Below are 24,047 nucleotides of genomic sequence, written 5' to 3' on the forward strand. Positions count from 1 at the left end.
ACCGACGCTCAGCCTTACGGGTGTTCCGCTTCGGCGTGGACCCGCTCGTGGCGGATCAGGTAGATGCCGCTGCCGATGATGATCGCCGCGCCGATTAATGTGTAGTAATCGGGCAGCACGCGCCACAGCAGCCAGTCGAGGCCCACGCCCCATGCCAGCGCCGAATACTCGAACGGCGCCACTTTCGACGTCTCGCCCGAGCTGAATGCCGCGGTGATGGCCAGCTGGCCGATGAAACCGGTGACGGCCAGGCCGCACAGCAGCAAGGTGTGCTCGGCGCGCAGCGGCACCCAGTTCGGCGCGGCCAGCGCCGACGCGCCGATTGCCATCATCACCATCAGCCACACCACCATGTGTTCGCCGCGGTCGGTGCGCGCCAGGATGCGCACCGAGATGGCCGAGACGGCGTAGAAGGCGGCCGCGCACAGCACCGCTAGGCCGCCCATCGTGAGAAAACCGGCGCCGCTCGGGCGCAGCACCACCAGCACGCCGCCCATGCCGACCGCAATGGCGATCCACTGCGCGCCGCTGACGTGCTCTTTGAGGAACACCACCGACAGCGCCGTGATCAAGGCCGGCGCGATGAAGAAGATGGTGTAGGCTTCGGCCAGCGACAGCGTCTGCAGGCCATACGCGAACAGCGCCAGCATGGCGATGCCGAGCACCGCGCGCAGCAGGTGCATGCCCCAGCGGATCTGCAGCATCGAGCGGTGCGCGCCGCGCCAGACGACGTAGGCGCCGACCAGCGGCAGCGCCACCAGCGCGCGCAAGGCCGCCACCTGCATCGCCGGGTAATGCGCCGACAGCAGCTTCATGACCATGTCCATCAGCGAGAACACGGCTGCCGCGATCAGCATCATGGTGATGTTGCGACGGTTTGCGCCGCGGCTGGCGATTGCCTGTTGCATCAGGGGGCCGTATCAAGTCAGGTAGAGAACAAAAAACGGCGCCGCAGCGCCGTTTTGCGAGAATAGCAGGATGCCGTCAGCCGAGCTGCTCGAGCATCGTTTCGGCGTTCGATACCTTGAAGCCGTTTTCTTCGACGTTGAGCTGCTTGACGACGCCGTCTTCGACGACCATCGAGTAGCGCTGCGAGCGCGTGCCCATGCCGTGCTTGGAGTAGTCGACCGACAGGCCCAGTGCCTTGCTGAAATCACCGTTGCCGTCAGCCATCATGCGGACGATGCCGATCGACTTCTGGTCGCGGCCCCATGCGCCCATGACGAAGGCGTCGTTGACCGAGATGCACCAGATTTCATCGACGCCTTTGGCCTTCAGGGCGTCGGCGTTCGCGACGTAGCCTGGCACGTGCTGGGCCGAGCAGGTCGGGGTGAACGCGCCTGGCAAACCGAAGACGGCGATCTTCTTGCCTTTGGTCAGTTCCGAGACCTGGAACGTGTTCGGGCCGAGCGAGCAGCCTTCGGTTTCGGTCTCGATGAATTCCGCGAGTGTGCCTTCTGGCAATTTATCGCCGACTTTGATGGTCATTGAAGACTCCTTATCTGGTAAAAATATTGTGGGATCGATCACGGTGCGAAACGGCAGTATGCCTGATCTGACAAGAACGTGCAGGCGACCGACCGCACTCGGCTGGCTGGCCGCTACCGGCCGCTACTGGCTGCCGGCGGCGAAGTATTCGTAGTTGGACGTGTTGACCGACGACAGCCGGTACTCGATCGGCTGCTGATTGAACGAGAACGCCACCCGGTGCATTTCCAGCAGCGGCGCGCCCGGCGCGCACCCGAGCAGCGCCGCGTGGGGCACGCTGGCGAGGCTGCCGCGCAGGCGTTCGTCGATGCGGATCACGTTCATGCCGAAGCCAGTCTGGTACAGGTTGTAAAGGGTATTCGGGCGCTCGCGCAGCATCTGCTCGGTCAGGCCGGCGAACATCGCGGCGGGAAGATAAATCTCGTCAACGATCACCGGTTCGCCGTTCAGGGTCAGCACGTTGGTGTAGTGGACCACCTTGGCATTGCGAGAGATGGCCAGTTTGTCGGCCACGCGCTTGTCGGCCTTGGCGTGGCCGAAGCCGACCAGTTCCACTGTCGGGTAGGTCCGCACGCCGTCCTGGCGCACGATATTAAAAAACCGGAACAGCTGCTGCTCGCGGTTGTGCGTGGCGACGTAGGTGCCGCGCCCCTGGTGGCGAATCAGGATGTTCTCGGCCACCAGCTCGTCGATCGCCTTGCGCAGCGTACCGATCGACACCGCGAAGCGTTCGCTGAGCTTCTTTTCGGCCGGGATCGCTTCACCCGGCTTCCACTCACCGGCCGACAGCGCCGCGAGCATGCGGCGCGCCACTTCCTTGTAAAGCGTCGCGCCCAGGCTGGTTGACGGATCGAGGTCGTTCATGGTCATGGCGGCAGAAAAGCTGATCGAGCCACCATTTTAATAGCAATGAGGCGCAGCAAGGCGATTTCCCGTCCTATTTATCCAGATGATCCAGTTCACATCCCAGGCCGTCCGCTCATCAGCCAAAAATTAAATCTGTATGATCTATGTCATCTAGTTGACTCGATGAATCTTTGCGCCTACTATGGACCCGTTTGCAGCAGTGCATCCCACCCAACCCAAATCCAGGAGACAAACATGATCCATGTTGTATTGCATGACGCGGCCGACACAGTCGCGGTGGCGGTCGTCGAAGGCATCAAGGCAGGCGCCGATCTGACCGCGTGGATCATGGACGACGACCGCACGGTGATGCTCACCGCGCTCGACGACATCCCGATGGGGCACAAGATCGCGATGGCCGACCTGGCCGTGGGCGACACGGTGATCAAGTACGGCGTCGACATCGGCAAGGTGGTGGCCAACGCCCGGCGCGGCCAGCACGCGCACGTCCACAACATCAAGACCAAGCGCTGGTAAGCGCGGCGTATTTCATTTCCTGCCCTCCAACCACGAACAGGCTATCCAATGATCTCGAAAGACACCACCTTCCTCGGCTACCGCCGCGAAAACGGCCGCGTCGGCGTGCGCAACCACGTCATCATCCTGCCGCTCGACGACCTGTCCAACGCCGCCTGCGAAGCGGTTGCCCACAACATCAAGGGCGCGATGGCGATCCCGCACCCATACGGCCGCCTGCAGTTCGGCGCCGACCTCGACCTGCACTTCCGCACCCTGATCGGCACCGGTTCGAACCCGAACGTGGCCGCCGTGGTGGTGATCGGCATCGAGGATGGCTGGACCCAGAAGGTGGTCGAAGGGATCGCCGCCACCGGCAAGCCGGTCGTCGGTTTCGGCATCGAAGGCCATGGCGACCACGAGACGATCCTGAAAGCGTCGCGCAAGGCGCGCGAATTCGTCCAGAAGGCGTCCGAGCTGCAGCGCGTGGAGTGCCCGATCAGCGAACTGTGGGTATCGACCAAGTGCGGCGAGAGCGACACCACCTCCGGCTGCGGCGCCAACCCGACCGTCGGCAACGCATTCGACAAGCTCCATGCGCTGGGCAGCACACTGGTATTTGGCGAAACGTCCGAGATCACTGGCGGCGAGAGCATCGTGGCGGCGCGCTGCGCCAACGACGATGTGCGCGAGCGCTTCATGTTCATGTTCAATCGCTACCAGGACATGATCAACCGCCACAAGACGTCCGACCTGTCCGATTCGCAGCCGACCAAGGGCAATATCGCCGGCGGCTTGACCACGATTGAAGAAAAAGCGATGGGCAATATCCAGAAGATCGGCAAGAAGTGCAGCGTCGACGGCGTCATCGACAAGGCTGAAATGCCGACCCACCCGGGCCTGTGGTTCATGGATTCGTCGTCCGCCGCAGCCGAGATGGTGACGCTGTGCGCAGCGTCGGGCTACGTGGTCCACTTCTTCCCAACCGGCCAGGGCAACGTGATCGGCAACCCGATCCTGCCGGTCATCAAGATCTGCGCCAATCCGCGCACGGTGCGCTTGATGAGCGAGCATATCGACGTCGATTGTTCCGGCCTGCTGCAGCGCGAAAAGTCGCTCGACCAGACTGGCGACCAGCTGCTCGAGATGATGGTGGCCACCGCCAACGGCCGCCTGACCGACGCCGAAGTGCTCGGCCACCGCGAGTTCGTGCTGACGCGATTGTACGAAAGCGCGTAATTCCCATCCCTGCCAATGGAGCGACGATGACTGTACTGATCAGTGAATTCATGGACGAAGGCGCGGTGGCCGCGCTGGCCGCGCAATTCGCCACCGACTACGATCCAGACCTGGTCGACGACCGCGCCGCGCTGCTGGCGCGCGTGGCCGGCGCCACCGCGCTGATCGTACGCAACCGAACCCAGGTCGACGGCGCCGTGCTCGACGCCGCACCGCTGTTACGGGTGGTGGGACGCTTGGGTGTTGGCCTCGACAACATCGACGTGGCCGCCTGCGCGGCACGCGGCGTGGCCGTCATACCCGCCACCGGCGCGAACGCGCTGGCGGTGGCCGAATACGTTATCGGCACAGCGATGGCGCTGCTGCGCCAGGCCTACACGCGCAGCGGCGAAACGGCCGCCGGCGCCTGGCCGCGCGGCGCCTTGTCGAACGGCCGTGAAATCGGCGGCAAGACGCTCGGGCTGATCGGCTTCGGCGGCATCGGCCAGCTGTGCGCCAACCTGGCGCGCGGCCTCGGCATGCAGGTCGTCGCGCATGACCCGTTGCTGCCGGCCGACTCGCCGCTGTGGGCGCAAACCGGCGTCGGCCGACGCTCGCTGGAGGCACTGCTGGCCGAGTCGGACGTGGTGTCGCTGCACGTGCCGCTTACGCCCGCCACGCGCAACCTGATCGACGCCGCCGCGCTAGCACGCATGCGCGCCGGCGCCATTCTGGTCAACACCTCGCGCGGCGGCATCGTCGACGAAACGGCGCTAGCTGCGGCGCTGCGCTGCGGGCGCGTGGGCGGCGCGGCGATCGACGTGTTCGAGCAGGAGCCGCTTGGCGCCGGCAGCGCGCTGGCCGACGCGCCCAACGCGATCCTGACGCCGCATATCGCCGGCGTGACGTCCGAGTCCAACCTGCGCGTCAGCGGCCTGATCGCCGAACGGGTGGCCGCCTTGTTGCGCACGGCGCCACAATAAACAACAACGCAGGGCCCGGCCTGCACCCCGCCCTGCTCACCTTTCTCCTCAGGACCGACCATGCCGCAGCATTCCATCGAACACCTCACCGAACTTGCCGTCCGCGCACTGGCAGCGGCCGGCGCCAGTGCGCCCGCGGCCCGCGCCAGCGCGCGCGCGCTGGTTGCGGCCGACGCCCAGGGACTGGCTTCGCACGGCCTGTCGCGCATTCCGCAGTACACCACCTTCCTGCGCAACGGCCGCAGTGTTGGCGGCGCCGAACCGTCCATCCGTAACGCCAGGGGAGCTGCCGCGCTGGTCGATGCCCATTGCGGCATGGCCTACGCGGCGTGCGACCTGGCGGTCGAACGCTGCATCGCCAACGCACGCGAATTCGGCATCGGCTGCGTCGGTGTCACCAACAGCAACCACTTCGGCGCCGCCGCCCTGCACCTTGAAGCAATCGGCGCGGCTGGCATGGTGGGCCTGGCGTTTTCCAATTCACCGGCGGCGATGCCGGCCTGGGGCGGGCGCACGCCGCTGTTCGGCACCAATCCGATCGCCGCCATTTTCCCGCGCCGCCGCGCACAGCCGCTGGTCATCGACCTGGCGCTGAGCGAAACGGCGCGCGGCAAGATCATGCTGGCCGCAAAAGAAGGCAAGCCGATTCCGGCCGGCTGGGCGGTCGACCGCGACGGCAAACCTACTACCGATGCGCGCGAAGCACTGGCCGGCAGCATGCTGCCGGCGGGCGGCGTCAAGGGCGCGATGCTGGCGCTGACGGTGGAACTGCTGGCGGTGGCGCTGACGGGCGCCGCGTTCGGCTTCGAGGCCGACTCGTTCTTTACCGATGAAGGCAATCAGCCGCGCCTTGGCCAGCTGTTCCTGGCAATCGACCCGGGCGCGCTGGCCGGCGCCGACACCTATTTTTCGCGCACCGAGGTGCTGGTGGCGGCAATGCTGGAAGACGACGTCGTGCGTCTGCCCGGCGAGCGCCGGCGCCAGCTCGCCGCCATCGCGGCGCGCGAGGGCATCGCCATCCCCGATGCCCTGTACCGGCAGATCACCGCGCTGGCGGCAGGCTGATTCCGAAAACCTGAACATCGTCCGGGCCGGTGTTGGGCCAGGACGATCTCCTTGTCACGGGCGCCGATACTGCGCCAGCCACCGTCGCACGTTCTCCACGTCAGCGCCATTGCAGGACAGGCCAAGCTTGGTGCGGCGCCACAGCACATCGTCCGCATCGCCTGCCCATTCCACATCGGCCAGGTAGCGCAGTTCGCATTCAAACAGGCCCGGCGCCACCTCGGCCCCCAGTTGCGCGAGCGACGACGCAGCGCCCAGCATCCGCACCGCCCGGCTGCCGTAGCCGCGCGCGTAGCGCAAGGCGAGCGGCTCCGGCAGCCACGGATGGGCCGCACGGAACCGCGCCAGGAACGGGGCAAAGGAATCGCCGTTCGCCAGTTCGCCGGCGCCTTCCAGGTCGCCCCCCGGCAGCGGCTCCTGCGCGGTCCAGTCGGCGCCGGTGCAGGCCAGGCGCGGCGCCAGCAAGCCAAGCGCCTCCTCGGCCAATTTGCGGTAAGTGGTGATCTTGCCGCCCCATACGTGCAGCAGCGGCGGACCGTCTGCCGGCATGTCGAGCAGATAGTCGCGCGTGACGGCCGACGCCTCGCCGGCGCTGTCATCCAACAGCGGACGCACCCCGGAGTAGGTCCACACCACGTCGGCCTTGCTGATCTGCTTGTGAAAGTAGGCGTTGGTCAGCCGGCACAGGTAGTCCACTTCATCCTCGCCGATCGCCACGCTGGCAGGGTCGCCCTGGTATTCGAGGTCGGTCGTTCCGATCAGCGTGTAGTGCTCCTGATACGGAATCGCGAACACGATGCGGCGGTCTGAATTTTGAATGATGTAGGCGTAAGGGTGCGTAAACAAGCGCGGCACCACGATGTGGCTGCCTTTTACCAGCCGCAGCGCGCGCGGCCTGGCCTGGCCGGACGCGAGCTGGGCGACCTGCGCCGCCCAAGGGCCGGCCGCGTTGACCACCGCACGCGCCCTGACCTGGAAATGCTGTGCGCCTTCCAGCGTGGCCAGCCAGCCGTCACCGTCGCCGTCGCGCACCACATGCGTGCAGCTGGTGCGGGTGAGGATGCGCGCGCCGCGCTCGTGCGCATCGAGCGCATTGAGCACGACCAGGCGGGCATCGTCGACCCAGCCATCGGAATACTCGAACCCGCGCCGGCGGCCGCCTTTGAGCGGCATCCCGGCCACATGGTCGTTCAGGCGGATGCCGCGCGAGGCAGGCAGGAAAGCGCGCCGGGCCAGATGGTCGTACAGGAACAGGCCGGCACGGATCATCCACGCCGGCCGCGCGCTGGCTTCGTGCGGCATGACGAAGCGCAGTGGCCAGATGATATGCGGTGCCAGGCGCAGCAGCACCTCCCGCTCGCGCAAGGCCTTGCGAACCAGGCCGAACTCGTAGTATTCGAGGTAGCGCAAGCCGCCATGAACGAGCTTGGTGCTCGCCGACGACGTATGCTGCGCCAGGTCGTCGCGCTCGCACAGCACCACCGACAGGCCGCGTCCGGCGGCGTCGCGCGCGATGCCCGCGCCGTTGATGCCGCCGCCGATCACCAGCAAGTCGCAGGCGATGTCCTGCACAGCGGCGGTCATGGCGCCACCTGTTCTTGCCAGCTGCGCGCGAGCGCCACCGCGCGCCGCCAGCGTGCCAGCGTGGCGCCGCGCCAGTCGTCCGAGCGGCGCGGCTCGAAAGCGCGCGCCAGCTTCCAGTGCGCGCCGATCTCGTCCAGGCCCGACCACACGCCGCAGCCCAGTCCCGCCAGGTAAGCGGCGCCGAGGGCGGTCGTTTCCGTCACGCGCGGGCGCAGCACCGGCACGCCGAGCACGTCGGCCTGGAACTGCATCAGCAAATCGTTGGCGCTGGCGCCGCCGTCGACGCGCAATTCGTGCAAGGGTGTGCCGGCATCGAGCTCCATCGCATGCATCAGGTCGGCGCTTTGCAGCGCGATCGATTCAAGCGCGGCGCGCGCAATCTGTGCGCGGCCGGTCGCGCGCGTCATGCCCAGCAGCGTGGCGCGGGCGCCGGCATCCCAATACGGCGCACCGAGGCCGGTAAAGGCCGGCACCATCAGCACCCCGCCGGTGTCCGGTACGCTGGCCGCCAGCGCTTCGACTTCGCCGCTATGGCCGATGATGCCGAGGCTGTCGCGCAGCCACTGCACCGTGGCGCCACCCATGAAGACACTGGCCTCGAGCAGGTAAGTGGTCTGGCCGCCGGCCTGCCAGCCGACGGTGGTGAGCAGCCGGTGCTGCGACGCCCGCGCTTCGGCGCCGGTGTTTTGCAGCATGAAGCATCCGGTGCCGTAGGTATTCTTGGCCATGCCCGGACGGTGGCACGCCTGGCCGAAGGTGGCTGCCTGCTGATCGCCCGCGATGCCGGCGATCGCAATCGGGGCGCCGAACAATGCCGCCTCGGTGTAGCCGCACACGCCGCTGCTGGGCACCACTTCGGGCAGCAGCAGGGGCGCAATGTCAAACAGCGCAAGCAGCTCGTCGTCCCAGGCGCAGGTATGGATATTAAACAGCATCGTGCGCGCCGCGTTCGATGGATCGGTCACGTGCAGCCGCCCGCCAGTGAGCATGAACAGCAGATAGCTGTCGACGGTGCCGAAACACAGTTCGCCGCGCGCGGCGCGGGCGCGCCCGTCAGGCACATGATCGAGCAGCCAGGCCAGCTTGGTGGCGGAAAAATACGGGTCGACCACCAGGCCGGTGCGTTCTGTGATCAGCTGCGCGTGGCCGGCTGCGCGCAAACGCTCGCACGTATCGGCGGTACGCCGGTCCTGCCACACGATGGCGTTGGCCAGCGGCGCGCCGCCGTCGCGCTCCCATAGCACCGTGGTTTCGCGCTGGTTGGTCACGCCGATCGCGCTGATCGACTGCGGCGCCAGGCCACTTAGCGCAGCGCGCGCCACGGCAAGCTGCGCCTGCCACAGCGCACGCGCGTCGGTCTCGACCCAGCCCGGACGCGGATAGTGCAGCGCCAGCTCCTGCTGCGCGCGCGCCACCGGCTGGCCAAGATGGTCGAACACGATGGCGCGCGAACTGGTTGTGCCCTGGTCTAGCGCTAATAGATAGCTCACTGGCTTCCTTCCTGGTGTACTTTACGGCTGGCGGATTGTTAAAACAAACTTTCGTTGACATCGAAGATGAATCACTTTATCGTAGACATATTAATCATCTATATGAATATTACGGCCAAAGGTGGTGCGGCGCAAGGCAAATCGCCGGCCCGCAGATTGGCGCTTACCAGAATCGAAGGAACACATGGCCACATCGACACCACGTCGCCCCCTGTCGGAATTGCGCAGCCAGCGCTGGCTGGCGCCGGACGACATGCGCTCGTTCGCGCACCGCCAGCGGCTGCAGCAAATGGGACTGCGGCGCGAAGAGTTCATGGGCCGTCCCGTCATCGCCATCATCAATACCTGGAGCGACCTGTCGCCCTGCCACGCCCACTTGCGTGAGCGCGCCGACGCTGTGCGGCGCGGCATCCTGCTCGCCGGCGGCTTCCCGGTCGAACTGCCGGCCATGTCGCTCGGTGAAGTGATGGTCAAGCCGACCACCATGATCTACCGCAATTTCCTGGCGATGGAAGTCGAGGAGCTGCTGCGCTCCCTGCCGATCGACGGCGCCGTGCTGCTCGGCGGCTGCGACAAGACCACGCCCGGCATGCTGATGGGCGCCATCAGCATGGATATTCCGGCGATCTTCTGCCCGGCCGGCCCGATGCTCAACGACCGCCATCGCGGCCACAGCGTCGGCGCCGGCACCCACACCCGCATGTTCTGGGACGACTACGTCGCCGGCGCCATCGACCAGCCGGAATGGATACGGCTCGAAGCGAAGATGACGCGCTCGCCCGGCACCTGCAACACGATGGGCACGGCCAGCACCATGACCGCGATCGCCGAAGCGATGGGCATGACCTTGCCGGGCGCGTCGAGCATTCCGGCGATGGACTCGAACCATCCGCGCATGGCCGCGCAGTGCGGCGCGCGCGCCGTCGACATGGTGTGGGAAGACCTGAAGCCGTCGCGCATCCTCACCCGCGCCGCCATCGACAACGGCGTGGTGGCATACATGGCGCTGGGCGGCTCGACCAACGCGGCGATCCACCTGGTCGCCATCGCCGGGCGCGCCGGCGTCGACCTCACGCTCGACGAGATGGCGCGCACGGCCACCACGGTACCGGTGCTGGCCAACCTGTTCCCATCCGGCGACAAGCTGATGGAAGACTTCTATTACGCCGGCGGCCTGCCCGCGCTGCTGGCCGAGGTGGCGCCGCAGCTCGCACTCGATTGTCTAACCGTGACCGGGCGCACCTTGGGCGAAAACATCGCCGGCGCCGCCAGCACAGATGCGCAGGTGATCCGTTCCTGCGCCGAGCCGGTGTCGGCGCTTGGCGCGCTCGCTGTTTTGCGCGGCAACCTGTGCCCGGACGGTGCCGTCATCAAGCCATCTGCCGCCAATCCGAAATTTTTCCGCCACCGCGGCCGCGCGCTGGTGTTCGATTCGAACGCCGACATGCTGGCGCGGATCAATCAGAGCGACCTCGATGTGGACGAAGACACGGTGCTTATCTTGCGCAACGGCGGACCGATCGGCGCGCCCGGCATGCCGGAATGGGGCAATCTGCCGATCCCCAAAAAGCTGCTGCAGGCGGGCGTGCGCGACATGCTGCGCGTGTCGGATGCGCGCATGAGCGGAACCCACTACGGCACCTGCGTACTGCACGTTACGCCCGAGGCGGCCGTCGGTGGTCCGTTGGCGCTGGTGGCGACCGGCGACATCATCGAACTCGATCTCGACGCCGGCTCGCTCAACATGCTTGTTACCGACGACGAACTGGCGCGCCGGCGCGCCGCCTGGCAAGCACCGGTACACCCCTACCGGCGCGGCTACACGCGTTTGTACATCGAACACGTGACGCAGGCCGACAAGGGCTGCGACCTCGATTTCCTGCTGGGGAACGAACCGACGCCGGAGCCGCCCATCTTCTGACGTCGCGCCCGCATCGCTGCCGGCGCCCGCACCCTCACAACAACACAAACAACAACCCGAGACAAGACCATGGATATCCTCAACAATCCGTTCCGCGCGCTGCTCGCTGCCGGCTCGCCGCCGCTTGGCACCTGGCTCATGTCGGGCTCTGCGGCGACGGCCGAAGCGATGGGCTGCGCCGGCTTCGACTGGCTGTGCGTCGACATGGAGCATGTGCCGCTGGGCTTTAGCGACGCCATCGCCATTTTGCAGGCCATCGCCGGCACCCGCGCCTGCCCGGTGCTGCGCGTGGCCTGGAACGACCAGGTGCTGGTCAAGCGCGCCCTCGACATCGGCGCCCAGACGTTGATGTTCCCGTTCGTCGAAAACGCCGATGAGGCGCGCCGCGCGGTCGCCTCGACGCGCTACCCGGCGCCGGGACAGGAAACGCCGGGCACGCGCGGCTACGCCGCCATGCACCGCGCCAGCCGCTACGGCACCGTGCCGGACTACAACGCCCGCGCCAACGATTCCATCGTGCGCATCATCCAGATCGAAACACCGGGCTCGCTCGCGCGGCTGGAAGAAATCGCCGCCGTCGACGGTGTCGACGCACTATTCGTCGGGCCCGGCGACATGGCCGCCGCGCTGGGCCACCTGGGCGACATCGCCCACCCCGACGTGCAAGCTGTCATTGCCGACGCCGCGCGCCGCGCCAAAGCGGTCGGCAAACCGATCGGCATTGTCGGTCCGACGCCGGCGATGGTGGCCAGGTTCATCGCCTACGGCTACACCTACGTGGCGGTCGCCTCGGACATGGGCATGATGATGCGCCAGGCGAACGCCTTCCTCGCGGACCTGCGCGCCATTCCTGGAGTCGCACTCGACACCGGGGCCTACTGATGGATCCGCGCATGTCGGGCGTCAAGCTCGAAGGCGTCGTCAAACAATATGAAGGCGGCCTGCAGGTCATCCACGGCATCGACCTGGAGATCCGGCGCGGCGAATTCGTCGTGTTCGTCGGCCCTTCCGGCTGCGGCAAGTCGACCCTGATGCGCATGGTGGCCGGCCTCGAAAGCATCTCCGCCGGCACCATCTCGATCGACGGGCGCGTCGTCAACGAGCTGCCGCCGCGCGAACGCGACATCGCAATGGTATTCCAGGACTACGCGCTGTATCCGCACAAGAGCGTGTACGACAACCTCGCATTCGGGCTGAAACTGCGCAAGACCGCCGCCGCCGACATCGCCAAGCGCGTCGCCGACGCCGCCGCCATCCTCAAGATCACCCATCTGCTCGACCGCAAACCGAGGGCACTGTCCGGCGGCCAGCGCCAGCGCGTGGCGATGGGCCGCGCGATCGTGCGCAACGCCAAGCTGTTCCTGTTCGACGAGCCGCTGTCGAACCTGGACGCACTGCTGCGCTCCGAAATGCGCACCGAGATCAAGAAGCTGCACCAGCGGATCGGCGCCACCACCATCTATGTGACGCACGACCAGGTCGAGGCGATGACGCTGGCTGAGCGCATCGTCGTGCTCGATGCCGGCCGCATCATGCAGGTCGGTACTCCCGACCAGATCTACCAGCGTCCGGTGTCGCGCTTCGTGGCCGGCTTCACCGGCTCGCCGCCGATGAATTTTCTAAAGGCGACCCTCGACGTGCGCGATGACGGCGCGGCAATCGTCGTCGGCGCCAGCGCACTGGCGATTCCCGATTCGCTGCGCGCCTGCGTGCAGGGCATGCACGGACGCGAAGTCGAATTCGGCATCCGCCCCGAAGACATCCGGCTGGCGCCGAACGGCGCCGGCAACGCGGCGCTGCCCGCAACGGTGGTGGTGGCCGAACCGCTGGGCGCCGAAACGCTCGTCACGTTCGAGTGCGCCGCCGGCGAACTGATCGCGCGCCTGCCCCCCAGCGTCAAACTGGCGCCGTCGCAACCGTGCGCGCTGGCGCTCGACATGGACAAGCTGCACCTGTTCGACGGCGCCAGCGGCCTGTCGCTCGGCATGACGCACCGCGGGAGCTAGCCGATGCATCCGCCTCCCGTCATGACACGCATGCTGCTGTGCGCAGCCCTGCTGGGCGGCGCCTGCCAGCACGCCCTGGCCGAGACGCGCCTGCGCGTATTCGTCGGCGCGCAGCAGCGTCCCGAAGTGATGCAGCAGGTATTCGCCCGCTACATGGCGCTGCACCCCGGCGTCGTGATCGAAGCCGAGACCGGCGGCGCCACGTCCGAGCTGCAGTCGCGCTACCTGAACATGATGCTGAGCGCGCGCGACAGCCACCTCGACGTCTTCCTGATCGATATCGTGCGCCCCGCGCAGTACGCCGCGGCCGGCTGGCTCGAGCCGCTCGACCGCTACCTGGGCGCCGAGCGCGATGCGCTCATCGACAGCTATCTGCCGGCCTATCGCCAGTCGAACGTCATCGACGGCAAGCTGGTGGCGCTGCCCGGCTTTGCCGATGCCCAGTTCCTCTACTACCGCAAGGACCTGCTGGCGCGTCACCATATCGCGCCGCCCACCACCTGGGACGAATTGGCTGCCGCTGCCAAAAAAGTGATGGCGGCCGAAGCGAACCCCAAGCTGCAGGGCATCAGCTTCCAGGGCAAGGCCGTCGAGTCGGCGGTGTGCACCTTCCTGCTGCCGTACTGGAGTCTCGGCGGCGAACTGGCCCCGCGCGGCAAGCTAGAACTCGACCGCGCCAAGGTCACCGCCGGCCTCGACATGTGGCTTGGCCTGGTACGCCAGGGAGTGGCGAAGAAAAATATCGCCGAAGTGGCCACCGACGACACGCGCAAGGAATTTCAGGCCGGCAACGCGCTGTTCGCCGTCAACTTCGGCTACGCCTGGAACCACTTCCAGAGCAATCCCGATACCCGGGTGCGCGACCGGGTCGGCGTGATGCCGGTGCCGGCCATGCGCGGCGGCGTGCCGGCCGGCTGCATGGGCGGCTGGCAGTGGGCGGTGTCTGCGTTCTCCGGCAACAAGGCAGAATCGGTGCGGCTGATCCGCTGGCTGGCCGGCCCGGAAGCGTCGAAGATGCTGGCCCTGAAGGCGTCGAACCTGCCGGTATTCGCGCACCTGTACCAAGACAAGGACGTCCTCGCGGCCAATCCATTTTTCGGCGCGGCGCTGCCGGCCGTGCTGGGTGCGCGTCCGCGTCCGGTCACGTCCGAGTACCGCGCCGTATCCGATGCGCTGCGCATCAACACCAGCGCCGTGCTGGCCGGCGCCAAGAGCATTCCCGCCGCGATCACCGACATCGAGGCGCGCTTTGCGCGCGTCAACCACTAAGGGTGCCGACCATGCAAGCACGCAGCTGGAAAAACCGCCTGGCCGACCCCAGTGAACGCACCCTGGCCTGGCTGCTGCTCGCGCCAGCAGTTCTGCTGCTGCTGCTGGTGGTGGCCTATCCGGTCGGCCGCCTGATCGTCGACAGCTTCTACGACATCCGCATCACGCGCGGCACCGCACCGCGCTTCATCGGCTTCGACAACTACATCTACGCCTTTGGCGACGTGCTGTTCTGGCACGCGCTGAAAAACACGATGATCATCACCATCGTCACCGTTCCTGGCGCGCTGGTAGTGGGCCTGGGACTGGCGATGCTGGCCAACCTGCCGTTCAAGCGCAAATGGCCAGTGCGCCTGGCGCTGCTGATGCCGTGGGCGCTGCCGCTGGCCTTCGTCGGCATGATCTTCGCGTGGTTCTTCCACAGCGAATACGGCGTTGCCAACGACCTGCTGCGCCGCGTAGGCCTGGAACAGCAGATCTGGTTCAACTCCACCGCCCTGACCATGATGGCGATCTGCATCGCCACCATCTGGAAAACCTCGTCGTTCATGGCGCTGATCCTGCTGGCCGGCCTGCAGACCATTCCGGCATCGCTTTACCAGGCCGCCGAAGTCGACGGCGCCACGCGCTGGAACCAGTTCACCGAAATCACCTTGCCGCTGCTGCTGCCGTCGATGCTGGTGGCGCTGATCTTCCGTACCCTCACCGCCATCCAGTCCTTCGACATCCCCTACAACATGTCGGGACCGGGCGAAGAAACCAAGACGCTGGCCATGTACATCCAGGGCAGCGCGGTCGACTACCTCGATATCGGCTACAGCTCGGCCCTGGCGGTGTTCATGTTCCTGCTGTCGATGGCCACCACGTTCGTGTATCTCAAATTTGTCAGGGCGGACAAGGAATGAATTCACTGCTGTCCTCGAAACGACTGCGCTGGCTCGCCGCGCTGATCGTCATCTTCAACGGCGCCGCACCGGCGCTATGGATCTTGCTCACCTCGCTCAAGGGCGAAGCCGAACTGACCCAGCTGCCGATCACCTACCTGCCGCAGGCGCCGACGATGGTCAACTTCGTGCACGCGTTTGCCGACCAGCCGCTGCTCACGTTCCTTTACAACAGCGCCGTCGTCGCCACGCTGTCGACCATCAGCTCCCTGTTCGTCAGCACGCTGGCCGCCTACGCCATCGCACGCCTGCGCCTGCGCTTTCGCAACGCCATCCTCACCTGCATCATCGCCGTATCGATGTTCCCGCTGGTGACCTTGATGGTGCCGCTGTTCGAGATCATGCGCGGCCTGGGTCTGCTCAATACCTACTGGGCGCTGGTGCTGCCATACACGGTGCTCAATCTGCCGATCTGCACGCTGATGCTGGTCAGCTTTTTCCAGGACATCCCGCGCGACATCGAAAATGCCGCCATGCTCGATGGCTGCACCCGCGTCGGCGCGCTGTGGGCCATCGTGATGCCGCTGGCGGCGCCTGGCGTGTTCACCGCCGCCATCATTGCCTTCGTCAACGCGTGGGACGAGTTCCTGCTGTCGCTGTCGATGAATTCGGCCGTGGCCTACCGCACCCTCCCGGTCGGCATCCAGCTGTACCAGGGCGAATTTTCCTTCCCGTGGCCGATCGTCTCTGCCGCGCTGGTGGTGGCGCTGGTACCGGTGCTGATCCTGGTAATGGTATTTCAGGAGAAGGTCGTCAGCGGCCTGACGTCCGGTGGCCTGAAAGGCTGAACCGCATTCGTCGTTCGCGTTTTTGTAGTTTGCCACAGGAGTCTGCATGTCCTCGTCCGTTTTACACCAAGCCGATTTTTCCCGATTCGCGCAGCTGCGGCTGCTCGCGTGCGAGGCCCACCGCGCCCGCTTCGACGCCGACGGCGTCGCCCTCACCGTCAGCGCGGTCGATGGCCGCACGCTGCGCCTGACCCTGGGCACCACCAGTTTGCCGGACTATGCCTTGCTGCAGCCTACCGCGCTGCCGCCCGCACTGACGCTGGCGCAAATCGACGGCGGCTGGCACATCGACTGCGGCGTGCTGCGCCTGGAATTGCGCGGCAATCCGCTGCGCCTGTCGCTGTACCGCGACGCCGAGCTTGTGCTCGAGTCGATCACCGACCAGCACTTCAAGGGCCGCACCCGGCTGCCCGCCTTCGGCCGCGCCGGCGCCAATCTGTGGTGCGCCGCCTTTGCGCTGTCCAGCGACAGCGCGGTCTACGGACTGGGCGAAAAATACGGGGCCCTCGACAAGCGCGGCCAGCTGGTACGCGGGCGCACCGAAGATGCGCTCGGCGTCAATACCGAACTGTCGTACAAAAACATCCCGTTCTGCTGGAGCCCGGACGGCTGGGGTCTGCTGGCGCACACGCCGGGCGTGGTGCGCCACGGCGTGGGCTTCGGCCAGTGGTCGCACCGCAGCTACGTGCTCGAGGTCGAGGACGACTGCCTCGACCTGTTCCTGTTCGGCGGCGAACCGGCCGCCATCATCGACAGCTATACGGCGCTGACCGGACGCGCCGCCATTCCGCCTTTATGGAGCCTTGGCATGTGGCTCTCGCGCGCCTACTACGCCACCCCGGAGGAAGCGATCGAGACGGCGGCCGAACTGCGCAAGCGCAAAATTCCGTGCGACGTGATCACGCTGGACGGTCGCGCCGCGTGGGAAGTGCGCACCCGCTTCGACTTCAAGTGGGACAAGAGCCGCTTTGCCGACGCGGCCAAGTCGCTCTCGGCGCTGAAGGCGCACCAGCTCAAGGTGTGCTTGTGGGAGTACCCTTGCGTCTCGGTCCACAACCCGCTGTTCGGCGAACTCGAAAAAAAGGGCTGGCTGCTGAAAAAAGCGGACGGCTCGGCTTACGTATTCGATTGGGTCAAGGACCCTACCGACGATCCTTTCGGCGCGGTGCTCACGCCGCTGCCGCCATCGGCTCTGCTCGACTTTACCCATCCGGACGCCGCGCGCTTCTGGGCCGACAGCCACGACGCCCTGTTCGATGACGGCGTCGACGTGATGAAGACCGATTTCGGCGAACAGGTCGAAGACGACATGCACGCCCACAACGGCGACACCGGACGCCGGCTGCACAACGTCTACCCGCTGCTCTACAACGGCTGCGTGTACGACGCCACCCAGCGCTACAACGACGCCCACGGGCGCGGTGCGGCCATGGTGTGGGGGCGCGACGGCTTCATCGGCAGCCAGCGCTATCCGATGCAATGGGGCGGCGACCCGCAGACCGACTGGGAAGGCATGGCCGCCAGCATTCGCGGCGCCCTGTCGTATGGCATGAGCGGCGTGCCGTACTACTCGAGCGACGTTGGCGGCTTTTACGGCGCACGCCAGCCCGATCCGGAGCTTTACCTGCGCTGGACCGCCAACGCGATCTTCTGCTCGCACTTCCGCTACCACGGCATCGGCGTGCGCGAACCGTGGGGCCTGGGCGAAGAGGCCGAAACGGTCGCGCGCCAGTGGCTGCTGTTTCGCTACCGGCTGATCCCCTACATCATGGGGACGATGCAGCAGGCAGCGGGCACCGGCCTGCCGCTGATGCGCGCCATGGCGCTGGCGTACCCGCACGACCGCGCCGCGCGCGCCTTCGAAATGCAGTACATGTTCGGCGACGCTTTGCTGGTCGCTCCGATCATCGCCGCCGGCGGCGCCACGCAGGTATGGTTCCCTGCGGGCAGCGCGTGGTACGACCTGGGCACGGGCGAGCGCATCGAGGGCGGCCAGGCGCGCCAGGTGCACAAGGCAATCGACCAGTTGCCGGTGTACGGGCGCGAGGGCCACATGCTGTGCCTTGGCGCCGAAGTGCAGCATACCGGCGAAATCGATCTTGCCAATCCGGTCGACCAGGTCTGGCTGTTCGGACAGCCGCGCCACGCGCCAACCGTGATGAACCAGTGCGTCATGCTCGAACTCGGGCGTGACGGCGCATGGCTGAACGGCGTAACGGCTGCGCAGTGCCTGCCGGCGGCCGGCATCGGCGTGCAGCAGCGCGGCGCCCGCGTGCGGATAAGCTGAGACGCGCATGACCGCCATGCTGGCACTCGCGCGGGGCGACACCACCGCCACAATCGACGCGCACACCGGCGGCGCCATTGCCAGCTTGACGTGGCGCGGCATCGACCTGCTGCGCCGCGCCGGCGAGGGCGCGACGGTGCGCGCAATGGGCATGTTCGTGCTGGTGCCCTACTCGAACCGCATCGGCCTGGGCGGCCTGCCCGGCGAAGCCCAACTCGCTGCCAATTTTCCGGGCGAGCCGCACAGCATCCACGGTTTCGGCTGGCAGCGCACCTGGCAGGTGTCCGGCGCAGGCGCCGACTGGGCGTGCCTCGAACTGGTCCACGCGCCCGACGCGCACTGGCCGTTCTCGTGCCGCGCCACCCTTCACATCGCACTGCGCGCCGATGGCGCGCGCATGCAGCTTTCGCTGCGCAATACCGACACGCGCCCGATGCCGGCGGGGCTCGGGTTTCACCCGTTTTTCCCGGTCGCCGCGTCCACCTGCCTGCAGGCGCAGTGGGACGGACGCTGGGAGCTCGACGCCGCTGGCCTGCCCACGCATCTGGCGGCGCTGTCGCCGCAGGACGACTTCAGCGCACCGCGCCCGATTGGCCGCTGGCAGGTCGACAACTGCTTTACCGGCTGGCCTGGGCGCGCCACGCTCGATTACCAGCACTACCGCGTGCGCATCGAGGCCGGTCCCGAGTGCCCGTATGTAGTATGTTTCCGCCCGGCCGACGGGCGGGCGTTCATCGCCATCGAGCCAGTGAGCCACGTCAGCAACGCCCACCAGCTCGAGCAGCGCGGCGTGACCGGCACGGGCCTGCGCAGGCTGGCGCCGGCCGAGTCCTTTTCCATCCGCATGGCCATTAGCGCCATGCCCACCACGAGACAGCCATGACTCTTTATCCGAGCCTCACCGACCGCCTGGTCGTCATTTCCGGAGGCGCTTCCGGCATCGGCGCCGCGCTGGTCGAACATTTCGCACGCCAGGGCGCGCGCGTGGCCTTTTGCGACATCGACGCCGATGCCGGCGGCGCGCTGGCCGAGCAGCTGGCGGGCAAATCGCACCGTCCCGATTTTTTCGCCTGCGACGTGCGCGACATCGGCGCCTACCAGGCAGCGCTGGCCGCGCTGGAGCAGCGCGCCGGCCCGGTGCGGGTGTTGATCAACAACGCCGGTCGCGACGACCGCCACACGCTGGCCGAGCTGACGGTCGACTACTGGGACAACTGCCTCGCGCTCAATTTGCGCCACCACGTGTTCGCGATCCAGCAGGTGGCGCCGGGCATGGCGGCTGCCGGCGGCGGTTCGATCATCAATCTGGGATCGATCTCATGGATGCGCGGACGACCCAACCTGGTCGGCTACACGGCGTCGAAGGCGGCGGTGTCGGGCATTTCGCGCACGCTGGCGCGCGAGCTCGGCGAATCCAACATCCGCGTCAACGCGCTCGTGCCGGGCGCTATCGTCACCGAACGCCAGGCGGCGCTGTGGCGCAGCGCCGACGACGACAGGACATTCATCGACCTGCAATGCCTCAAATACCGGCTCGATCCGGGCCACGTCGCCCGCGCCGCGCTGTTCCTCGCCGCGGACGACTCGGACGGCATGACGGGGCAGAACATGATCGTCGATGCGGGCCTGTCGCAGGTCGCCGTATTCGGCTAACACACACCCAGGAGCGACCCATGCTGCAACTGAACGACCCAACCTTGCTGAAGACCGCCTGCCTGATCGACGGCCAGTGGATAGGCGCCGATGATGGCGCCACGATCGATGTCATCAACCCTGCCAGCGGCGCGCTGGTTGCGTGCGTGCCGCGCATGGGCGAGGCCGAAACACACCGCGCGATAGCGGCGGCGCACGCTGCCTTCCTGCTGTGGCGCCAGACTACCGCCAAGGAACGATCGGTGGTCCTGCGCCGCTGGTACGATCTGATTCTGGCCAACGTCGACGACCTGGCGCTGATACTGACCAGCGAACAAGGCAAGTCGCTGGCCGAGGCGCGCGGTGAGATCCGCTCCAACGCCGCCTACCTCGAATGGTTTGCCGAAGAGGCCAAGCGCGTGTACGGCGACGTGATCGCCGCGCCGTCCAACGACAAGCGCATCGTCGTCATCAAGCAGCCGATCGGCGTGTGCGCCGCGATCACGCCGTGGAATTTCCCCAACGGGATGATCACGCGTAAAGCGGGACCGGCGCTGGCGTCCGGCTGCGCGATGGTGCTCAAGCCGGCCTCCAAGACGCCGCTGTCGGCGCTCGCCCTGGGCGAACTGGCGCTGCGCGCCGGCGTGCCGCCCGGCGTGTTCAACGTGATCACCGGTGGCGCCGAGGCCATCGGCAGCGCCATCTGCGCCGATGAACTGGTCCGCAAGATCAGCTTCACCGGCTCGACCGAGGTGGGCGCCTGGCTAACCCGGCAGTCCGCCGGCACCATCAAGAAGCTGTCGCTCGAACTGGGCGGCAACGCACCGTTCATCGTCTTTGACGACGCCGACATCGATGCCGCCGTCGAAGGCGCACTGCTGTCGAAATACCGCAACAGCGGCCAGACCTGCGTCTGCGCCAACCGCATCTACGTGCAGGACGGCGTCTACCAGCAGTTCGCCAACAAGCTGGTGGCCCGTGTGCGCCAGTTGAAGGTCGGCGACGGCACCGGCGACGGCGTCGAGCAGGGACCGCTGATCGACCAGAACGCGGTGCACAAGGTGGAACAGCACATTGCCGATGCGCTGGCCAAGGGCGGGCAGCTGGCAACGGGCGGCGCCCGCCACGCGCTGGGCGGCACGTTTTTCGAGCCGACGGTGATACTCGAGGCAACCGCGCAGATGCTGGTGGCGCGCGAGGAGAGCTTTGCACCGCTGGCACCGCTGTTTCGCTTCGAGACCGAGGCGCAGGTAATCGCCATGGCCAACGACACCGAATACGGCCTGGCAGCGTATTTCTATACGCGCGACCTGGCGCGAAGCTGGCGCGTGGGCGAGGCGCTGGAAGCGGGCATGGTCGGCATCAACACCGGCATGATCGCCAACGAGGCGGCCCCGTTCGGCGGCGTCAAGCAGTCGGGAATGGGACGTGAAGGATCGCACTACGGCATGGAGGACTACCTCGATATCAAGTACCTGTGCATCGGCGGCATGTAATTATCCGGGCGATAAAGAAAGGCCGCGCAGTGCGCGGCCTTTTTCTCGGGGTGCGGCCGGTTAGCCTGTGCAGCAGGGTCAGAAGTCCTTGCGCACGCTGATGCCGAAGTAGCGCTGGTCGTCGCGCGGCACGTAGCGTGCAAAGAAACCGCCGCCGCTCACCAGGTTGGTCGCGTAGGACTTGTTGGCGAGGTTCTTGCCAACCAGCGTTACGCTCCAGCCCTGCTCCGAGTTGTACAGCGACAGCGTGGCATTGATGATGCCAAACGCCGGCTGGATCGAATCGGGCGCCTGGCCAATATCGTAAATGACTTCGCTCTGGTAGTTGTAGTCGGCGCCGACGTCCGCCATCCAGCCACCCGATACGGCGACCTTGTAATTGGCGCGCAGGTTGGCGCGCCAGTCAGGCGAGAATGGCAGCGGCTTGCCATTGACGTCGCAGCTGGCCGATGCACCCGGTGGGCAGTTGAAGCTGTCGATGCGCGCCTGGATATTGGCAGCCGCTCCCGACACCGTGAAGCGCGGCGAGAACTTGGCCACGAAGTCCATCTCAATGCCTTTGGTGGAGACCGAGCCGGCGTTGATCAGGCGCGTGACGATTGTGCCGGCCACCAGGTCGTTCAGGTTGGCCTGGTAATTGTCGTACTTGGTGTTGAAGGCCGCAAGGTTCAGGCGCAGCCTGTTGTTCAGCAGCGAGGACTTCAGGCCGACTTCGTAGGAGTTGGAGGTCTCCGGCTTGATCGCGATGTTGTCGAACGCCTGCATGTTGAAGAACACGTTGTAGGCTGGTCCCTTGTAGCCGCGCGAGGCGGTGGCGTAGACCATCACATCGCGGTTGATGTCGAACTGGGGCCCGATTCGGCCCGAGTAGCCGGTCACCGAGGTGCTGCCCGCCGCGGCAAACGCCGGACGCACGCCAGGGATGGCGGCCAGTTGGGTCGACGTGCGGCTATGGTCAAACGACAGCTTGTCGCGCGTATAGCGCGCGCCGGCGATCGCACGCAGGTCGCTGCGGAAATTGAAAGCGCCTTCGCCGAACACCGAAGCGCTGGTGCTGTCGATGCCGTAGGTGGCCACGCCGTTATCGACCGTGGTGGTCGACGGCGTGCACGGCACCAGGCCCGACGGCAGCGCCGCCGCCACGCTGTTGGCGCAGCGCGTGACGTCGCGCCGGTACGTCTCGGCGTTTTCGGCCTTCATGTAGAACAGGCCGCCGACGTAGTCGAAGAACTGGCCCTTGGGCGAGGCGACGCGCAGTTCCTGGGTGAACTGGTTGAACGACAGGTCGCCCTTGTCGACGGTCTGGGGGAACTGGCGGTACGTCAGCGGCAAACGGTCCTGGTCCTGGAACTGCGTGTTTTCCCATTTGCGATAGGCCGTGATCGACGTCAGCGCATGCGCGCCGGCGTTCCAGTCAACTTGAGCGGACAAGCCCGAATTATCGTCGGCGACCCGGGTTTCGAGCTCGCTGTTGATGCTGCGGTTGGTCTTCGACGGCACCACTGGCGCAACGGCAGCCTGGTACAGCGTGTTCGGCGCGCCGACGACATTGCTCGGATAGGCAGTGACGGTCAGCCCCACCGGCACGCCGGTCGGGGTGTTGTCGCGCGACTTGACCATGTCGGCAATCAGCGCGATCCTGGTATCGGCATTCGGGGTGATAATGAGTTTGCCGCGGGCGCCGTTACGGTCGTAGCCATTGAGCTTGGCGCCATTGGCGACGTTGGTGATGTTGCCGTCGTAGTCGCCATGCATCAGCGAAATCGAACCGCGCACCACGCCGGGTTGCAATTCGCCGGAAACGCCAACGCGCGCGCGCTTCTCGTTACCCTGGTAGAAACCGAGATCGACGTAGCCGCCGAATTCGGTCCCAGGATCGCGCGTGACGATGCTGATCACGCCGGCCGAAGCGTTTTTGCCGAACAGCGTGCCTTGCGGTCCGCGCAGCACTTCGACACGGTCGACGTCGAGCAGGTCCATCGTCGACTGGCCCGGGCGCGCGGTGACCACGCCGTCGATCACGGTCGACACGGTCGGCTCGATGCCGGGCGAAGTCGAAATGGTGCCGACCCCGCGGATGAACAACGACGTGTCCTTGTTCGAGGCGCCCGAGCGGAAGCTGGCCGTCGGCGTTTGCGACGTGATCGCGCCGAGCGTGTTGAGGTTCGATTTTTCTAGCTGGGCGCCGCTGATGACGGTGATCGCGATCGGCACCGTCTGCAGCGGCGCGGAGCGCTTGGTCGCAGTGACGATCACCGTTTCGATCTGGCTCGACTCGGCCGCCGGCGCGGCGACCGGCGCCTGCTGGGCGTGCGCCGGCAGGCTGGCCAGTGCTGCCGCGATCAGCGACGGGAGCAGCGCAAGCTCAAGCCTGCGCGGATAGCGGGTACTAGACGTCAACTTCATGGGGTGTCTCCTCCAGTTGGACTGCTTTTCTATACGCCACGTGCTGGCGCCCGCATGCGGGCGCCAGCACGTGGCAACGATGAAACGGCTGCGTCTCGAGTTCGCGGC

General features: G+C 66.5%; 20 protein-coding genes. 14 read left to right on the forward strand and 6 right to left on the reverse strand.

The features are described from left to right. Positions 1 to 14: 14 nt before the first annotated feature. From ACP7DD_RS03745 to ACP7DD_RS03755, 3 genes are all read right to left on the reverse strand, one after another. A complete protein-coding gene (locus ACP7DD_RS03745; RefSeq protein ID WP_426173368.1) occupies positions 15 to 908 on the reverse strand; it encodes a DMT family transporter in 894 nt (297 codons plus the stop codon). A gap of 76 nt (positions 909 to 984) precedes the next feature. Then, positions 985 to 1,488, reverse strand: coding sequence for a peroxiredoxin (locus ACP7DD_RS03750; protein WP_426173369.1), 504 nt, complete (start codon positions 1,486 to 1,488; stop codon positions 985 to 987). 123 nt (positions 1,489 to 1,611) lie between these two features. Continuing rightward, positions 1,612 to 2,358: a GntR family transcriptional regulator gene (locus tag ACP7DD_RS03755; protein ID WP_426173370.1), complete on the reverse strand. Its 747-nt coding sequence runs from the start codon at positions 2,356 to 2,358 to the stop codon at positions 1,612 to 1,614. A gap of 231 nt (positions 2,359 to 2,589) precedes the next feature. Here ACP7DD_RS03755 and ACP7DD_RS03760 point away from each other — a divergent pair, with 231 nt between their 5' ends. Genes ACP7DD_RS03760 through ACP7DD_RS03775 form a run of 4 tightly spaced genes read left to right on the forward strand, consistent with a single transcriptional unit; the run spans position 2,590 to position 6,116 of the window. Beyond that, on the forward strand, positions 2,590 to 2,871 hold the full coding sequence (locus tag ACP7DD_RS03760) for a flagellar biosynthesis protein FlgA (RefSeq protein ID WP_426173371.1): 282 nt from the start codon (positions 2,590 to 2,592) through the stop codon (positions 2,869 to 2,871). A 48-nt stretch (positions 2,872 to 2,919) separates the two neighbouring features. Continuing rightward, the gene (locus ACP7DD_RS03765; protein ID WP_426173372.1) at positions 2,920 to 4,089 is read left to right on the forward strand and encodes a UxaA family hydrolase; all 1,170 of its coding nucleotides are present in this window, start codon (positions 2,920 to 2,922) and stop codon (positions 4,087 to 4,089) included. 26 nt (positions 4,090 to 4,115) lie between these two features. Continuing rightward, on the forward strand, positions 4,116 to 5,051 hold the full coding sequence (locus ACP7DD_RS03770; protein ID WP_426173373.1) for a hydroxyacid dehydrogenase: 936 nt from the start codon (positions 4,116 to 4,118) through the stop codon (positions 5,049 to 5,051). Positions 5,052 to 5,111: 60 nt separating this feature from the next. Beyond that, entirely contained in the window at positions 5,112 to 6,116 is a 1,005-nt protein-coding gene (locus ACP7DD_RS03775) for an Ldh family oxidoreductase (RefSeq protein WP_426173374.1), read from the forward strand. 54 nt (positions 6,117 to 6,170) lie between these two features. Here the strand turns inward: ACP7DD_RS03775 and glpD are convergent, their stop codons facing one another. Both glpD and glpK read right to left on the reverse strand, forming a co-directional pair. Beyond that, positions 6,171 to 7,700, reverse strand: a complete 1,530-nt coding sequence (gene glpD / locus ACP7DD_RS03780) for a glycerol-3-phosphate dehydrogenase (protein WP_426173375.1) — start codon at positions 7,698 to 7,700, stop codon at positions 6,171 to 6,173. Next, positions 7,697 to 9,190 carry a glycerol kinase GlpK gene (gene glpK, locus ACP7DD_RS03785; RefSeq protein WP_426173376.1) on the reverse strand — a complete coding sequence of 498 codons (1,494 nt, stop codon included), beginning with the start codon at positions 9,188 to 9,190 and terminating at the stop codon, positions 7,697 to 7,699. Before glpK ends, glpD begins: the two co-directional genes overlap by 4 nt. Positions 9,191 to 9,374: 184 nt before the next feature. Between glpK and araD the strand changes: the two genes are divergently transcribed. The 10 genes from araD to ACP7DD_RS03835 all read left to right on the forward strand — a co-directional run bounded on the left by araD (position 9,375) and on the right by ACP7DD_RS03835 (position 21,533). Then, positions 9,375 to 11,111, forward strand: coding sequence for an L-arabinonate dehydratase (gene araD, locus ACP7DD_RS03790; RefSeq protein ID WP_426173377.1), 1,737 nt, complete (start codon positions 9,375 to 9,377; stop codon positions 11,109 to 11,111). A gap of 69 nt (positions 11,112 to 11,180) precedes the next feature. Continuing rightward, positions 11,181 to 11,993, forward strand: a complete 813-nt coding sequence (locus ACP7DD_RS03795; protein ID WP_426173378.1) for an HpcH/HpaI aldolase family protein — start codon at positions 11,181 to 11,183, stop codon at positions 11,991 to 11,993. A gap of 11 nt (positions 11,994 to 12,004) precedes the next feature. Continuing rightward, complete coding sequence (locus ACP7DD_RS03800; protein ID WP_426173583.1) at positions 12,005 to 13,117, forward strand: ABC transporter ATP-binding protein; 1,113 nt, start codon at positions 12,005 to 12,007, stop codon at positions 13,115 to 13,117. 3 nt (positions 13,118 to 13,120) lie between these two features. Further along, complete coding sequence (locus ACP7DD_RS03805; RefSeq protein WP_426173379.1) at positions 13,121 to 14,386, forward strand: extracellular solute-binding protein; 1,266 nt, start codon at positions 13,121 to 13,123, stop codon at positions 14,384 to 14,386. 11 nt (positions 14,387 to 14,397) lie between these two features. Continuing rightward, entirely contained in the window at positions 14,398 to 15,291 is an 894-nt protein-coding gene (locus ACP7DD_RS03810; protein WP_426173380.1) for a carbohydrate ABC transporter permease, read from the forward strand. Continuing rightward, positions 15,288 to 16,118, forward strand: coding sequence for a carbohydrate ABC transporter permease (locus tag ACP7DD_RS03815; protein WP_426173381.1), 831 nt, complete (start codon positions 15,288 to 15,290; stop codon positions 16,116 to 16,118). Before ACP7DD_RS03810 ends, ACP7DD_RS03815 begins: the two co-directional genes overlap by 4 nt. Positions 16,119 to 16,164: 46 nt before the next feature. Next, on the forward strand, positions 16,165 to 18,405 hold the full coding sequence (locus tag ACP7DD_RS03820) for a glycoside hydrolase family 31 protein (RefSeq protein ID WP_426173382.1): 2,241 nt from the start codon (positions 16,165 to 16,167) through the stop codon (positions 18,403 to 18,405). Between the two features lie 7 nt (positions 18,406 to 18,412). Next, entirely contained in the window at positions 18,413 to 19,288 is an 876-nt protein-coding gene (locus ACP7DD_RS03825) for an aldose 1-epimerase (protein ID WP_426173383.1), read from the forward strand. Next, on the forward strand, positions 19,285 to 20,058 hold the full coding sequence (locus ACP7DD_RS03830; protein ID WP_426173384.1) for an SDR family NAD(P)-dependent oxidoreductase: 774 nt from the start codon (positions 19,285 to 19,287) through the stop codon (positions 20,056 to 20,058). The genes ACP7DD_RS03825 and ACP7DD_RS03830 overlap by 4 nt, the downstream gene beginning before the upstream one ends. Before the next feature lie 20 nt (positions 20,059 to 20,078). Then, positions 20,079 to 21,533: an NAD-dependent succinate-semialdehyde dehydrogenase gene (locus ACP7DD_RS03835; protein ID WP_426173385.1), complete on the forward strand. Its 1,455-nt coding sequence runs from the start codon at positions 20,079 to 20,081 to the stop codon at positions 21,531 to 21,533. Positions 21,534 to 21,611: 78 nt separating this feature from the next. Here the strand turns inward: ACP7DD_RS03835 and ACP7DD_RS03840 are convergent, their stop codons facing one another. Next, complete coding sequence (locus tag ACP7DD_RS03840; protein WP_426173386.1) at positions 21,612 to 23,939, reverse strand: TonB-dependent receptor; 2,328 nt, start codon at positions 23,937 to 23,939, stop codon at positions 21,612 to 21,614. Between the last annotated feature and the right edge of the window lie 108 nt (positions 23,940 to 24,047).

This window comes from Massilia sp. TWR1-2-2 (assembly GCF_049897565.1).
Lineage (GTDB): Bacteria > Pseudomonadota > Gammaproteobacteria > Burkholderiales > Burkholderiaceae_D > JAFCUW01.